This window comes from Okeania sp. KiyG1 (assembly GCF_014132355.1).
Lineage (GTDB): Bacteria > Cyanobacteriota > Cyanobacteriia > Cyanobacteriales > Microcoleaceae > Okeania.
Genome location: NZ_BLZO01000118.1, coordinates 150,946 through 165,260 on the forward strand (window position 1 = coordinate 150,946; position 14,315 = coordinate 165,260).

The 14,315-nt window shown below is 37.5% G+C and carries 10 protein-coding genes and 4 pseudogenes; 6 read left to right on the forward strand and 8 right to left on the reverse strand.

What is annotated here, in order from left to right; all coding sequences use genetic code 11:
* The first annotated feature begins 873 nt into the window (after positions 1 to 873).
* Both ltrA and SAGCYANO_RS28535 read left to right on the forward strand, forming a co-directional pair.
* Positions 874 to 2,869, forward strand: a pseudogene (gene ltrA / locus SAGCYANO_RS49490) (group II intron reverse transcriptase/maturase).
* Positions 2,870 to 2,902: 33 nt separating this feature from the next.
* Positions 2,903 to 3,370 carry a 3-isopropylmalate dehydratase gene (locus tag SAGCYANO_RS28535; protein ID WP_237396795.1) on the forward strand — a complete coding sequence of 156 codons (468 nt, stop codon included), beginning with the start codon at positions 2,903 to 2,905 and terminating at the stop codon, positions 3,368 to 3,370.
* Positions 3,371 to 3,972: 602 nt separating this feature from the next.
* On the opposite strand, the gene SAGCYANO_RS28540 is transcribed toward SAGCYANO_RS28535, so the two are convergent.
* Positions 3,973 to 4,455, reverse strand: coding sequence for a TerB family tellurite resistance protein (locus tag SAGCYANO_RS28540; protein WP_202223157.1), 483 nt, complete (start codon positions 4,453 to 4,455; stop codon positions 3,973 to 3,975).
* A 2,046-nt stretch (positions 4,456 to 6,501) separates the two neighbouring features.
* Here SAGCYANO_RS28540 and SAGCYANO_RS50740 point away from each other — a divergent pair.
* Positions 6,502 to 6,855, forward strand: coding sequence for an STAS domain-containing protein (locus tag SAGCYANO_RS50740; RefSeq protein ID WP_375340010.1), 354 nt, complete (start codon positions 6,502 to 6,504; stop codon positions 6,853 to 6,855).
* A gap of 31 nt (positions 6,856 to 6,886) precedes the next feature.
* Here the strand turns inward: SAGCYANO_RS50740 and SAGCYANO_RS45845 are convergent.
* The 6 genes and pseudogenes from SAGCYANO_RS45845 to iscB form a co-directional block, all read right to left on the reverse strand.
* A pseudogene (locus tag SAGCYANO_RS45845) lies at positions 6,887 to 7,066 on the reverse strand (RNA-guided endonuclease TnpB family protein); the annotation flags it as partial.
* A 219-nt stretch (positions 7,067 to 7,285) separates the two neighbouring features.
* Positions 7,286 to 7,603, reverse strand: coding sequence for a hypothetical protein (locus SAGCYANO_RS45850; RefSeq protein ID WP_237396797.1), 318 nt, complete (start codon positions 7,601 to 7,603; stop codon positions 7,286 to 7,288).
* 11 nt (positions 7,604 to 7,614) lie between these two features.
* Complete coding sequence (locus SAGCYANO_RS45855; protein WP_237396799.1) at positions 7,615 to 7,791, reverse strand: hypothetical protein; 177 nt, start codon at positions 7,789 to 7,791, stop codon at positions 7,615 to 7,617.
* 246 nt (positions 7,792 to 8,037) lie between these two features.
* Positions 8,038 to 8,175 (reverse strand): annotated as a pseudogene (locus tag SAGCYANO_RS45860) (Rieske 2Fe-2S domain-containing protein); the annotation flags it as partial.
* Positions 8,114 to 8,266, reverse strand: a complete 153-nt coding sequence (locus SAGCYANO_RS45865) for a hypothetical protein (protein ID WP_237396801.1) — start codon at positions 8,264 to 8,266, stop codon at positions 8,114 to 8,116. The gene SAGCYANO_RS45865 and the pseudogene SAGCYANO_RS45860, both read right to left, overlap by 62 nt.
* A gap of 155 nt (positions 8,267 to 8,421) precedes the next feature.
* Positions 8,422 to 9,736, reverse strand: a pseudogene (gene iscB, locus SAGCYANO_RS50745) (RNA-guided endonuclease IscB).
* A gap of 681 nt (positions 9,737 to 10,417) precedes the next feature.
* Here iscB and SAGCYANO_RS28560 point away from each other — a divergent pair.
* The 3 genes from SAGCYANO_RS28560 to hisA all read left to right on the forward strand — a co-directional run bounded on the left by SAGCYANO_RS28560 (position 10,418) and on the right by hisA (position 12,691).
* Positions 10,418 to 10,948, forward strand: a complete 531-nt coding sequence (locus tag SAGCYANO_RS28560) for a TetR/AcrR family transcriptional regulator (RefSeq protein ID WP_237396802.1) — start codon at positions 10,418 to 10,420, stop codon at positions 10,946 to 10,948.
* A gap of 341 nt (positions 10,949 to 11,289) precedes the next feature.
* Positions 11,290 to 11,883, forward strand: a complete 594-nt coding sequence (locus tag SAGCYANO_RS28565; protein WP_237396803.1) for a DUF2459 domain-containing protein — start codon at positions 11,290 to 11,292, stop codon at positions 11,881 to 11,883.
* A gap of 34 nt (positions 11,884 to 11,917) precedes the next feature.
* The gene (gene hisA, locus SAGCYANO_RS28570; RefSeq protein ID WP_202223160.1) at positions 11,918 to 12,691 is read left to right on the forward strand and encodes a 1-(5-phosphoribosyl)-5-[(5-phosphoribosylamino)methylideneamino]imidazole-4-carboxamide isomerase; all 774 of its coding nucleotides are present in this window, start codon (positions 11,918 to 11,920) and stop codon (positions 12,689 to 12,691) included.
* Between the two features lie 988 nt (positions 12,692 to 13,679).
* Here hisA and SAGCYANO_RS28575 read toward each other — a convergent pair.
* A complete protein-coding gene (locus SAGCYANO_RS28575) occupies positions 13,680 to 14,285 on the reverse strand; it encodes a class I SAM-dependent methyltransferase (RefSeq protein ID WP_202223161.1) in 606 nt (201 codons plus the stop codon).
* Between the last annotated feature and the right edge of the window lie 30 nt (positions 14,286 to 14,315).

Here is a 14,315-nt window from a genome sequence, read left to right on the forward strand (position 1 = left end):
ATCACTTCAATTATTAAATAATTAATACTAACAAAACCACTTTTTTGATTATTATTACCTGGGAGCGCATTAATTATGATCGTGTTTACTACTCCCCCACTCCCCTGCAATGCGAAAATGTAGAAAAGTTTTTGAGAAATGGTATTAGCTATTTGAAGTTAAGAACCTTATGTTAAAATTTGCTACAGCAATAGAGGGAAAACAAAAAACTGATTATGGCCCAATCCCTAAGTGGCAAAATATTTGTAGTAGATGACAATATTGATACCGACGTGCGACTCGTTGGCTAGCCAAGACTGCCGAAAAGCAGGTTACCTAGCCTTCCGTGACTAATCTTAAAGGAGGTTAAATATATGGCCATTGGAAAACTCTTATATCCTTGGTGGTGAAATTCCATCCGCCTTGTTGTTGGGTTGACAGCATAGGCCACGGAGTAGAGACTGAACATCAATCTCCGAAGCTGGTTTAAAAGCGGGAAAATACCAGTTACCGAGGAACGATACCGCGAGCAAAGGCTGACAAGTGGACGAACAGGAAGGTAATTAAACTCTCGTTACAATAAGCCATTCCAAAGGTAGCTATGGAATGTAGGACAAAGTCAGAGGGTCAATGGATAATCCTATGTCTGTGGGGTTATCAGCAACCATGCCGAACCCTCCGGGAGAGTTTACCCCACTAAATCAGCCGTAATAAAGGAATAAGGGAACGAGGAAACCTCTCTTTGACACCTAAGAATATAGGTCGAGAACTTAGGAAGCCATTCAAGGTCAATCTACACTCATGTTGTAGGTCAAAGGGAGAGTAGGATTGGATAAAAAGCATTAATTTGCAGACGTATCCACTGTTAGACGTAATGTAAGGCAATGAATAGTAATGAATAAAGCTCAGACACTAAAAAGAAAGTTAGGAAACCCTAAACCATTTCTTGAGTGCGTCTTACATTCTGAGGAGACCTCAGAATTACGCACTCGCTTTTTAAGCGTAGCATGGGATACAGAGGATATACCTTCACAAATTTCAATCAATCCTAACCTTAAATGGAAGGATATTAATTGGAAGAAGGTAGAGAAATCTGTATTTCGATTACAAAAATTGATTTACAGAGCATCCATGAGTGGCGAACTCCGCAAGATGCGCAGATACCAAAAACTTCTTTTAAAAAGCTATTACGCTAGGTTGCTAGCTGTTAGACGCGTGACACAGGATAACCAGGGGAAGAAAACTGCCGGGGTAGATGGAATTAAAAACCTACTCCCATGCAAAGATTCAACTTGGTGAACCTACTCTCATCACGCCACCTCAAAGCAAGCCCGACCCGCAGAGTCTATATACCAAAACCAGGTAAAAATGAAAAACGTCCATTAGGCATCCCTACGATGTACGACCGTGCGTTACAAGCCCTGGTTAAGTTAGGTATGGAACCAGAGTGGGAGGCACGTTTTGAACCTAATAGCTATGGTTTTAGATCAGGACGGTCAACACATGATGCCATTAATGCCATCTTTGACAGTATTAAACACAAGCCTAAATATGTTCTTGATGCTGACATATCCAAGTGTTTTGACCGAATTAACCATGATGCACTTCTAGGAAAGATAGGCCAATCTCCTTACAGACCGTTAATCAAGCAATGGTTGAAGTCTGGAGTGATGGGCAACAATCAATTCCTAGAATCTGTGGAAGGTACGCCACAGGGAGGGGTTATATCGCCCTTACTAGCAAACATCGCCTTGCACGGTATGGAAGAAAGATTAATGGAATTTGCCGAAAAACTGCCCCTCAAATATCCAAGTGGAGGGGTAATGGCAAAACGGCACAAACAAAAAAGCTTATCTTTAATACGCTATGAGTCTCGACTTTGTTATCCTACACGAAGACATCAAAGTAGTATTACAAGCAAAAACCGTAATACAGGAATGGTTAAACCAGGTAGGATTAGAACTAAAACCAGAGAAAACCAAAATTGCCCATACCCTGGAAGAATATGAAGGGAATAAACCCGGATTTGACTTCTTAGGTTTCACAATCAGGCAATGGAAGGTTAAGTCAACCAAACATGGATTTAAAACACTAATTAAACCATCCTCCAAGAGTATTAAAACTCACTATCGGAAATTGGCAGATATATGTGATTCTATCAAAACTGCCTCCGTTAAAGTTTTAATAGCCAAACTAAATCCGGTGATAAGAGGATGGAGTAACTACTTCTCAACTGTAGTCAGCAAAGAGACATTCAGCAAACTGGATATGCTTCTATGGAAAAGATTATGGAGATGGGTAAGTAGAAGGCATCCAAATAAGTCGGCTAAATGGGTTAAAGATAAGTATTTCCCTCACTGCAAAAAAACCAGGAATTGGGTACTTAATGACGGTGAATATATACTTAACCAACACTCGGATGTGCCAATTATAAGACACATAAAAGTTAAAGGTAATAAATCCCCTTATGACGGCGATTGGACTTATTGGAGCAATAGAATCGGCAAGTATCCAGGCATAAGAAAAGAAGTCACGACGCTACTAAAACGTCAAAAGAATAAATGCGCATTTTGTGGACTAACCTTCAGGTCAAGCGACCTTATGGAAGTAGACCATATAAAACCTAAATCTGAAGGTGGTGACAACAAACTAAAGAATAAACAACTGTTGCACCGACATTGCCACGATACTAAAACTGCCTTAGATAAAAAGACATACACGCAACCAAAGTTACAGGACTTACCTGAAAATTATTTATGGGTTGACGATATGTTGATATTAAGGTAGGGATGTACCCATGACAAGGGACGTTTAAGAGAGGAGCCGTGATGAGGTGAAAGTCTCACGTCCGGTTCTGAAGACGAGTCGGTTTGGTAACAAACTGGCTTAGTTTAACCAAATTATTCCCGCCGAGTACTTGACCTTGGTTCCTTCCAAGCCAGATGAATATGAAAAGTTAGGTAGTTATGCTCTATGTGGGTTGCCCGATCGCTACGGTAAGTTTATCTCACCGGGAGAAATGAAAACCCACTATCCAATCATTGTGGCTGGAGAAAACTTTGGTTGTGGGTCTTCGCGGGAACACGCACCTATCGCCTTGGGTGCTTCTGGCGTCCAAGCAGTAGTGTCTCAATCTTATGCTCGCATCTTTTTTCGCAATTGTTCGGCAACCGGGGAGTTATATCCTTGGGAGTCTGTAGATCGCCTATGTGAGTTATTTGAAACTGGTCAGGAAATTACTATTGATTTTGAAGAAAATCAGTTAACTAATCATACTCTTGGTAAGACTTATCAGTTGAAGTCTTTGGGAGAAGTAAAACCTGTCATTGATGCTGGTGGTCTTTTTGCCTATGCGCGTCAAACAGGTATGATTTCTCAAAAACCAAGTTAAATTTTTATTTTCAATGGGAGAGAAACTCATCTCTCCTTTTTGCTGTTCAATTTTTCGATAATTTTTAGTTGCGAACTTTTGCATTTAATGTATGATTTCTCCATCATCAGATTAGCTATTTTTTTACTTAACTTATCTGTTTTTATCTTTGATTAATTATCAGAGAATTAAAACCTAAAGACTAAATTTTGTTTTGACTTATCAAAGGCATAACCAACTTTTTTGGGCCTAAAATTATCGAGTAAAAAAATAAAAACTCACAACTCAATATTAGATTATTGATTTAGGAAACAATGAGAGGTTCTTAATTAAATTTCTGACATAGTTTATAGATATAGCAGTCAAAGGAAAGGGAGCGGACATATCAAAAGCTTAAAACTCAGACAACATAAGATTTTTCCTTTTTCCTTCTTGCTTCTTCCTTATTCTTTCTTCCTTATGCTATAAATTCTCAAATTCTCAAGCTTAAATTACAGAAATAATTTGACTTTGAATTTTAGCAAAATCAACTAAAACATACCCCCTTCATACTTTCTCTTATGGAAAAAGTAAAAGAGGGAAAAGGCAAAAATAGATGAGTTGGTACATTCACCATCAATCCATTAATTTTGCATAAATTCCTGCAAACCACGAGTCATCATCTCAACTATTCCCTCTTGGTTATTCAGTTCAGTTTTTGCCTCATTTTCTATACGCTCCACTACATCACCTGGAAGATTCAGCAATTGCTTTAAATTTTCATAAGCAGCTTCTTCATCTTCATTAATCTTTGGTTCTTCAGGAGTACGAGCACTACAAGCAATTACCTCGTAACCCAACTTTAGCACCAGTTCCCGTTCTTGTTGGGATTCTAATTTAGGAATTGACTCCCCTAATGGGATATTTTGCATAAAATAATCCCTTAATTCTTCCTGAAGTTGTTGCTGCCCATCTCCTGTAGCAAAAAGACTACTGAATCGATTTAACATTAAGTCTACCTCTTCTTGCGCCAGTTGTCCGTCAGACCATGCCATATAAGCAACAATCCGCAACAAATTCATCTGGCGTGGAGTAATAGATGGAGGTGGAGGTGGTTGTACTGCCATAGATTTTTCCTCAATTTTTGGCTATTCATAGCTAAAGTTCTAACCTATCATCAACTCAGCAATTATTATCCAATCTTTGACAATTTTTAACTGAATCTGTGAGAAGTCCCACCATGCTATTGACCTTCATTTTTAACGAAGTCAGAAGTCAGAAGTCAGTAGGGGCGTTAACGTAGTTGTGCGTAGCAAATGGCCATTTGCTGACGCAAAGCTGCCGAATGGCGCCGATACAGAAGTTAACCCACCCCTACTCCCAGGAGGGGAAGTAGGAGATTTGAGCAACTCTCCAAAAATATTTCGCCTTAAAAGGCGGGGTTGCGCGACCCAATTATAATTATTTTGATAAATTATTTAATAATTGAAGTTTCACTGAAGAAAAGCATTCGGTTGTGCAGAGCGCGTAATGTGTGGGATAAGTAAATATGGCTGGCGAATCTAATCTAAAAGCACTGATATATAAAGGTTGAGCGCATTTTGGTCGCGAAGGGGGTGCAAGTATTTAAGCTTCTTGGACCAAAAAGTTAGGAAAAGATACAGGTAGAATTATTCCTCCTACTTTCTCAGCTCTCCCCACCCTCCCCACAGGAACCACACTTTCTTGACGCACAACCAAGCATTCTTTGGTGGTGGTGCATTATACCAATTAAAAAAGAATGTTACAAATAATAAGTGCGATAGAACTCCGTTCCCCTGAGGTGATCGTGTATACTTTGCATGAGATGTCCCTTTGACAAAGCGGTGGATCTTCGGAGCTTCCCGTAGGGTGGGATGAGGTTTTGCTGGCGCATAACTACTTTAACGGCTGTCGCCGATATGTTTGCGCAGCATGACAAACGGAAAAAACGAAGCGGCTCTGCGCTCTTGAGGTTCCCTCGCCATATCCATGAAACCAAGAGAGCGGTGCGACCCAGCGACGACGCTAGTTGCACCTGGTAACGCACCAAGAGAAAAAGAGAATTTATGACCTAAAAGTGGTATTGAAGCCATTCCCATGTGAGGAGGTCCTCCTGAGTTTCCCTCCTGGGAGGAGCGGGGATGGGTTGGGAAGGGTTAGGGGTGGGTTGACTCCTACAGCGGTTTTCATGTGGGTAGACCACAGTAGGGGCGTTAACGATAGTTATGCGAAGCTAACAGCCGGAAAGCTGACGCATAGCTCAGAATGGTGTCCCTACAGGGTTTTGGTTATGACGATGTGGTTCAGAGATCGGCCAAAGCGCTGTAATAAATACCCTATTGTAGCAAACATTTATCAATTTGGTATTAGACATCTCCAATATAAAAATAAAATCAATTATCGTAGATAAATCATTAATTCTTTCCCTCTACTCCCTACCCCCTACTCCCTCTTTTCTTGAAAGGTCTATTGTAATTATTTTTGTTACGAGACACCGCAGTGGGAGCATCTTGCTCCCGTACTAATAATTTTTTTCCTAGATTACCATTACGCGAGCAGGACTGCCAAAAATTTAATTAAAAATTTAATTTTTTGCCATTTTATTATTAACTACCAAAGCTGTTAGGATAGAGAAAAGTACAAATTATTAGACCATCTCCATAGAGGCGATGTAGCTGCCACACTTGCTCCCCCAACGCTATGTTCCTCACTTTATGCTCTAAGCGCCTTGGAGACTTCTATAAAATACTAAAACCATCTGATTTTCTTTTCTGAGCTATCCATAACACGCGAAAAAGTTAGTTAGGATATAGAGCGATCGCGAACCTTAGAGAGGAAAATTTTTTTCCTATTGTTGGCTTTTCCTTGCTATAGCACCTACTTTACTGATGATATTAGTCATTGGAGTTTTACTATTCCAGCTTAAGATCGACTGTGATCTATATCATTACTTAGTCAACTGAAGTATCACTAACCAAGTTTTATGTTATCACTAAGTTATGCTTCATGTGATCACGAACCAAGCTTCATGTTATCACTAAGTTATGCTTATGAAAATCACTTACTAACTACATCACAATATCGGATAATTACCTTGTATTTAAAATTAGCAAAGTAGAAAAAAGTTATGGCTCTCTTAATTCGTCCTTTAGGTGATTTTAACAAAAAAGAGTTCTCTGCTACAACATAAGTTGAAACAAATGTTAGCTAATAGCTCAGAAAATTGCTGTGTAGTAGACCTTGCCACTATCCATTCAATTAATAATTATGGATTAGTGACTTTGGTCGCATTACATCGTATAGCCAATAAAAATGGTTGTAAATTATACCTAATCAATTTGAACGATTCCGTTAAATATTATTTAGAACTTACTGGACTAGATAGAAAATTTAACATTAAGCAGAATGTGAAAAATGTTAAGTATAAACCAGGTAGTAAACTAAATTTTTGTTCTCATACTGTCAATCAGGACAAGGAGATTCTTCAATCGGGACTTACGCATTAAGTACAAAAAACTAGAATTTGAGATTGCTTCCATTTCCCCACAGCTTGAATGTACCCGCTTGAAATTTATCGGAAAACGTTAAATAACGTCTATCCTCTGAAAGCTTCCAGTCCGACGTTTGATATTCAACAGATGCTCTAACTTGATACTTTTTCAACCTAGGGAACCCCTTTTTGCCGGGTTTTTTTTGCCGACAATTCCTATAGAACCGTAAAGGATTGATACACTTAAAACAAAAGTTATTTGAGAAGATATTTCTCAAGCACTTAGAATTGAAAATATTCTGGAGAACGGAAGTTATAAGAAGGAATAAAAATTCTTATTTATTTCCTGTTTTGAAGTGCCAAAAATATGCAATTTTAAAGTCGATTACCTCACATTTAGTTGATGCAAAATTAAAGCATGACTAAAATAACTACAGCAATACATTTTACCAATTCCGATATAGTTTTTCAGCATCAAACATAATCTCTTCATTTGGCAATCTAATCTTTGACTTTTGTCGTTCATAAAGGCTTTCCACCGCCGTTGTATCCTGGTCAATAACAGTAGCTGCCGCCTGTAAAAATGATTTTTGAAACAAAAACTTAAAGACAGGATTTTTAAATTTTCCATATAACAAAATAAATGTTTTTGTTACGTTTTCAGTTTCTGGGTAAACAATGTGAGTTTGAACAATATTACCTACTGGTACTTCAGCTAAGAATGTTGTAGTTGAAGGAAAAGAATATTCTAGAGTATTGTTCATAACTTTAGGAATTATCCCAAAGCCGGATTTTTTAAAATTTCTCCAAAAGTATTTTCAGCTCTTGTTATATATTGTTCTACTTTAGCATAATATCCATTAGTTTGATATGACTTAACATCACATGAGGTAATTTCAAACAAATCCTTATGAGTACCATTTTGATGATTATAGTCATAGTTAACAAGCATACTGCTTAAAAAATCTGCCTGAATACTTTTTTCCCCACTTACTCCAATAAATTCATATTCCTCAGTTACTTTTTGAATTAACTCAGGAATTGGTAATCTTGCCTCATATCCACCATAAGTCCAAAGACAATCCTCTTTAACAATTAATTCTAAAGGTTGGGTAATTGGTTGAGTGTCTAATTTACCTGCCTTATATAATTTTCCTGCTCCATCAAATTCTAGGGCGTGAAAAGGACAAGTTATTGTGTTTCGTTCTTGACAAACCCAGCCTTCAGATAAGGGAGCTTGAAAATGAGGGCAGACATTATTGAGGGCAAAAACTTCACCTTTTTTGTTTTGCCAAATAACATAATCTTTCCCATTTAAAGTAATTTTTAGGTTGATTAACTCCTAGCATAGACTTATGAGCAATCAACCAAGGTGCGCCTGGTAAAATCGGTTTCATATCTACCTCAAAAATTATATTTACTAACAAAAATGTTTGAATTTCCTAGATTTATCTATAGGGTTTTATTACACCATTTTTAAAAAAGAATGTTATGGATAATAAGTCTAATTAAAAGACAGATTAGTATATGTCCTTTTGAAATAAAAGAGAATTTATGGCCTAAAAACTGGTATTGAAGCTATTCATTCTGACTCCTGACTTCTGACTCCTGACTTCATCGACAACTGTGGACAAAATGTATAGGTATAACCGTCTTTTTTATGTACAACTTTTAATTTGCTCAGATGAACACTTTTGGCTTTCTGTCCTGGCACTGTAAAGTTAAAACTATTTGATTTTGAGCGAGGATTAACTCTACCAACTTCCCCAGTTTCAATGTTCAATGCTAAGTCTCCACTATTCCAACCTTTGATTGGTTTGAGTGGGTTATACCTGATAGGATAGCCATATTTGTTAACTGCTGCTTTCTGTCTACCTCCTTGCCCTTTACAGATAGCAGCTAAAGCTTGGGTGGTCTTAAACTCTAACTTATTCACTTCACCTACACAAGCTGCGTCTATGCAGTGTGCTTTTGGCAACTTCTGTTTTCTGCGGTTAAATTTTGTCTGTCCTCCACTACCTGTAGTTACTACCAAACCTGTAGTCTTTAAAGTATTGAACAATTTCCACCGCGTAGAATTAACCGCTGCTGCATCTTTTAAAGGCGATATTGCTTGGGTAAGTATTCGCTTTAATAATTCTGGCTTTCCTGATAAGAATTCTTTGACATCTTGATTACTCTTAAGTTGATTGCATTTACTACAGGCAACAGTTAAGTTAGATACTCTGTCTGAGCCTCCTTGAGATTTGGGGTAGATATGTTCTATTTCTAGTGGTGTATCAGTTTTGCCACAATAAGCACATCTCGGACCCCATTTTTCTAACAAATATTCTCTCAATTCATATCCTGCTAATTCACCCTGTTGATACTCTATATCCTTTAATTTCTGGATTTTGAATCAATTGAGTATCAAAGCGAACCAACTCCATTGAGATTGATGCTACAGGACAAAACTTCATTAATCGTTTGACCCAAGTCATAGTAGTTTCGACTCTGTGCATTAGAGAAGGTGCTAACCAACCAGTGGGCTTCTTTTGTTCGGGTTACCTGGTTTACGGTATCTGAGGTTTTTTGTCCTTCTAGCTCTCCGTCTGTGAGAACGCTTTTGCAGTTTTTCGGAAATTAATGAACCTCGGTGTTGAATTTCTAGCATCCAGATCACCTTGTTTCCCTCTAATAGAGCAATTCCTGTAAATTTAGAGCCTGGGTCAATCTTTAGAGTTAAAGTTGTTTTTACAACTATTTCAACAGCTTTGCGTGAGAATCAAAGTAAACGGAAAGCGTCGCCATACAGCAGCTTTACCAGAATTTAACAACCTACGAGCTACAGTTGGTTTGCAAGGTTGTAATGGTTTTTTGTTTGTATCTATGACAAAAATGTAATTAGTATTAGACATTGTGGTGTCTAGTCCTTTTCAGTAAAGTGTTCCTCGATTGCGTTCCGCAAACCGAAGCTATCATGTTGGCCAGGCTTGTTCATGCTCTAAACACTATCGGTATCAAACCCACTTCCGATTGGCGCACTTTAACGCTGTCCTTAATTTAGAGCGACCAGCATATATGCTGGAGTTCACATATGGTGGTCGTGACCTGCCAACGTAGTCATTACTGACTCGATCTGCAACCTTTGAGAGACAACCTTAGAAATGTCCAGGGTTGGCTAGGTTTTTCAAAGGTGATGGTATATCTATATGTGCCATCTGTTGCTCCTTTTATTTAACTAAATATTTAGTCAGTTATTAATATAAAGCTTTTAAATGTGGTTTGTCAAGAGTTAACGAAGCAAATGCTAATATTAACTAACTAAGAATTAAGGCCATATTTTGGCCCGAGTAATTAGTGTAAAGCTTGGCCTTTTCAGAGTAAGGTATTAACGAAGTCAGAAGTCAGAAGTCAACCCACCCCTAACCCCGACCGTGGACGGGAAGTAGGGGATTTGAGCAAGCCTCCAAAAACATTTCGTCATTTCCCGGCGGGGTTGCGCGACCCAATTATTTTGATAAACTTTTTGGGAGTCTATTTATAACAGTTGTGAACCATCAAGGCAAAGAAAACCATCACCGAACAAGAAAGGAAGATTGCGCGATCGAGAAGCAACAAAAGCAGAAATTTTAGATGCAGCAGAAGAGGAATTTGCGAAATATGGTTTAGCTGGGGCCAAGATAGATGCGATCGCAGCTCGTACAGGAGTAACAAAAGCCATGATTTACTATTACTTCAAAAGTAAGGAGGTTCTGTATCAGGAGGTTTTTCAACGCTTGGTCAGCGAACTTAATCAAATGATTCAGCAGTCCCACCTGGAGCAGTTGTCAGCAGAAGTAGCTTTGAAAATGGTCATACGTTCAGCGATCGCCTACGAAGCAGCTCATCCGTATAGAGGGAGACTGTGGTTCCATGAAGCAATTCAAAATCAGGGTAAATACGGAGAATTAACTGGTTGGCAAAACAGCTTTGTATTTTTGATGGGTATTTTGGAGCGGGGAATAGCAGAAGGAAGTTTCCGGCAGATCGACCCATTTTTGACAACTATAAATATTCTAGGGATTTGTGTTTTTATTTTGATGCTCAGGAAAATCTCAGTTATCTCAAACCCGATCGACAACTTTTGAGTCAGGAAATGATTGAAAAACAAACTCAAGAAGTCATCAATTTAGTTCTAGGTGGCGTGCTTTTATATTCAGAAAATTCTAGTAAAGTTTAAAATACAAAAAAAGTTAAATTTTTCTATAGTAATTTAATTAGTTTATTTTTACGTCTATAATTAACATTTAAGATTTTGTCATCGATATCAAGATAGAATATCCTCAGTATAGCTGTTTATATTGACGATCCCCAATCAATAAATTACTAATATTTTATGTTAAAAAATAGAATTTTTCGATTGGTATTAAGTAGTATTTTATCCATAATAATTTGCTTAATTATTGGCTATTTTACTCCGAGAAATTGCTTGGATAATTCTTGCAATATGGCTTTATTAGACCAAGGTATATCTATCTATATTTATAATACTGGTATCCATACAGATATTCTAGTTCCAGTCAGAACTAAAATTTGGAATTGGCAGCAATATTTAGACTTAAAATTAATAGCTAATCAATCAGCTTCTATCAAATATCTAGCTTTTGGCCTTGGTGATCGAGCTTATTTTCTCGAAACTTATAATGGGACATCATTGCCAATTGTGACAATTTTTAAGGCCATGTTCCTACAAACACCCTCTGCAATGAGGGTATTAGCATATAGAAATATTCCTCAACAATATGAAATTAAGTGTGCTATAATTACTCAAACTAATTACCGTAGGCTGATGGAATTTATCAATAATTCCTTCCAGTTAGATACCCAAGGTAATAAAATCAACCTGCTCGTAGATAGTAATTATGGAGGCGGTTTTTATGCAGCAAAAAGTAATTATTCGATTTTAAGAGCTTGTAATGATTGGACTGCAGAAGGTATGAAATTAGCAGGAGTAAAAACTCCTGTGTGGTCAGGACTTTCTAGTTCGATTATGTATCATATTAACAGTAGGTGCAACTGTTAAAAAAATAGTAGTTTTGAATACAAAAATCTTGTCTATGAATATTATTCCCGCAATCGATATACTAGATGGACGTTGTGTACGGTTATATCAAGGAGATTATAAACGAACGCACGTTTTTAATGATAACCCAGTTGATGTAGCAAAAAGGTGGGTAGATGAAGGAGCAACAAAGCTACATTTGGTAGACTTAGACGGTGCAAAAGCAGGTCAACCTGTCAATCAAAGGACAATAGAAGCGATTATCAAAGCAGTAGATGTACCAATACAATTAGGGGGAGGTTTACGCAACTATTCTGCAGTTGCAAGTGTGCTTGCTCTTGGGGTCAAACAAGCTATTTTAGGTACTGTAGCGCTCGAACGACCTCAGTTAATATGTAACCTCTGTCAAGAATTTCCCGGTAAAATTATTGTAGGCATTGATGCCAGAAATGGTAAAGTAGCTACTAAAGGGTGGTTAGAAACATCTGAGGTATCAGCAACTGACCTCGCTCGGCAAATGGCTAAACTAAAAGTTGCAGCGATCGTCTATACAGATATTCAGCGAGATGGTACTCTCAAAGGGCCTAACATACAATCCTTAAGGGAATTAGCTGCTGTAATTAATATTCCCATTATCGCTTCTGGCGGTATTAGTTCAATTACTGATTTGTTAAATCTGTTAGCACTAGAAGCCATGGGCGTAGAAGGTGCAATTGTTGGTCGTGCTTTGTACACTGGTGATATTAGTCTGACAGAAGCAAATCAAGCTGTAGGTCAAGGACGTTGGCAAGATATTCCTCCATATTTAGGATATTCTGCTTTTGCCTAAGCTTGAATCAGTTTAATTGCATCTACATCCAATTTATACCAATATGGAATAGGAAGTATAGCAGGGAACAAAAGTTAGACCCCGCATTGGTGACAGACGTGCTTGGTAGCGCACTTCTGCAACTCAACACTGGGAAAAACATTTCCCCTTATTCAGTTTATCATTAGTATAAGTCAAACACTAACTCGTTCCTTGCTATTGTTTCTGTGTTTTTCATTCTTTATTCTCTAAAAGTCAGGGTATTTCTTAGAAGTCAGGAGTTAGGAGTCAGGACTCAGGAGTCAGAATAAATAGTTTAGATGCCATTTTTTAGTTCATAACTTATCTCATATGATGTCCGGTAGCATCGGTATTGTATAGTGAAGTAAGGAAGAAGGAAGAGGGAAGAGGGAAGAAGGAAGAGGGAAGAAAGCTTAAAAGCTTGAAAAAACGTAAATTTCCTGTAGATATTCACCCTTGATTTTACACAAACGCGCCCCAGCGGACATGATATCATTAGTCAAAAGGATATCTCCTTTCATTAATTGATAATTGATAATGGATAATGGATAATTGATAATTACCTCTGGTTAAAACCGTTAAGGAATTGAATATAAGGAAATATTATTTCTTTATTTCCCGATCAAGGGAGGCTTCAAGGCGCGAATTATTTAATTATTAATTATTCGGTAAAGGATGCACGATCGCCCTTACTATTCGTAAAATTATTTTTCAAAGATGGTATAGTAGTCGCAAAAAAAGATTTAATATTTTATTTAAGTAGTAGACTGACACAGCTAAAACTGTACACTCTTATTTTTGTTTCTAGTAGACTGACACAGCTTAAATGGTGCATTAGATTATGAGGGTGGGGGCGGGTTTACCCAGTCGTGGGTGACACCATTAACTTAACGCGGAACCCGCCCCTACTATTGCACCAACTGAATTTTTTAGGCGTGTCACGCCACTAGCTGTCTTTATCTTCCCACCCTCCTTCTTGAACTTACAATTATTTAGTAAAAATAGTTAGTAATACTGCTCCCAACAAATAGTGATTTGCTTGTAAATTTAATCCAGTTTCTTTACCTAATTGTTCGCGAACTGTTGGACTATAAAGCTTAATTCCACCAGGAGAAATATTCAAAGACTGAAATTCATCTTGCCACTTAAAATAGGAATCAACTAAATAGAAAAATCCTCCTGGACGTAAAACTCGACTAACTTCATTAAATACTTGTTGAGGATGAGGATAATGTAAAAAACTAATTGTATTAAAAACGGCATCAAATTGTTCATTAGCAAAAGGCATCTCTTCAGCATTTCCTATTAAAAATGTTACACTTTCTGAATGACGATTACGACTATTAGCTTGATCGACCATTTCGGGAGATAAATCTAAACCAGTACCTTGAAGATTTGGAAAATTAATAGCAAGACGATGTAGAAGTTTTCCAGTCCCACAACCTAAATCTAATACATTTGCTGGACTTGGCAGATTTACATACTCCAATAATCTTTGATGTACTGCTTGATAAACTACAGATGGAAATAACCAATCATAATTAGGGGCCCAAAGATCGAAAAATTTTTGTTTAGAGGAAATATTATTTGTCATATAGCAGTTATGTTTGAGTTCATAGGAAAA

Bases quoted from the DNA above. Each gene is read 5' to 3' on its own strand.
- SAGCYANO_RS28540 (WP_202223157.1), bottom strand. From the start codon at position 4,455: ATGGCAGTACAACCACCTCCACCTCCATCTATTACTCCACGCCAGATG.
- SAGCYANO_RS45850 (WP_237396797.1), bottom strand. From the start codon at position 7,603: ATGAACAATACTCTAGAATATTCTTTTCCTTCAACTACAACATTCTTA.
- SAGCYANO_RS45855 (WP_237396799.1), bottom strand. From the start codon at position 7,791: ATGCTTGTTAACTATGACTATAATCATCAAAATGGTACTCATAAGGAT.
- hisA (WP_202223160.1), top strand. From the start codon at position 11,918: ATGAATATTATTCCCGCAATCGATATACTAGATGGACGTTGTGTACGG.
- SAGCYANO_RS28575 (WP_202223161.1), bottom strand. From the start codon at position 14,285: ATGACAAATAATATTTCCTCTAAACAAAAATTTTTCGATCTTTGGGCC.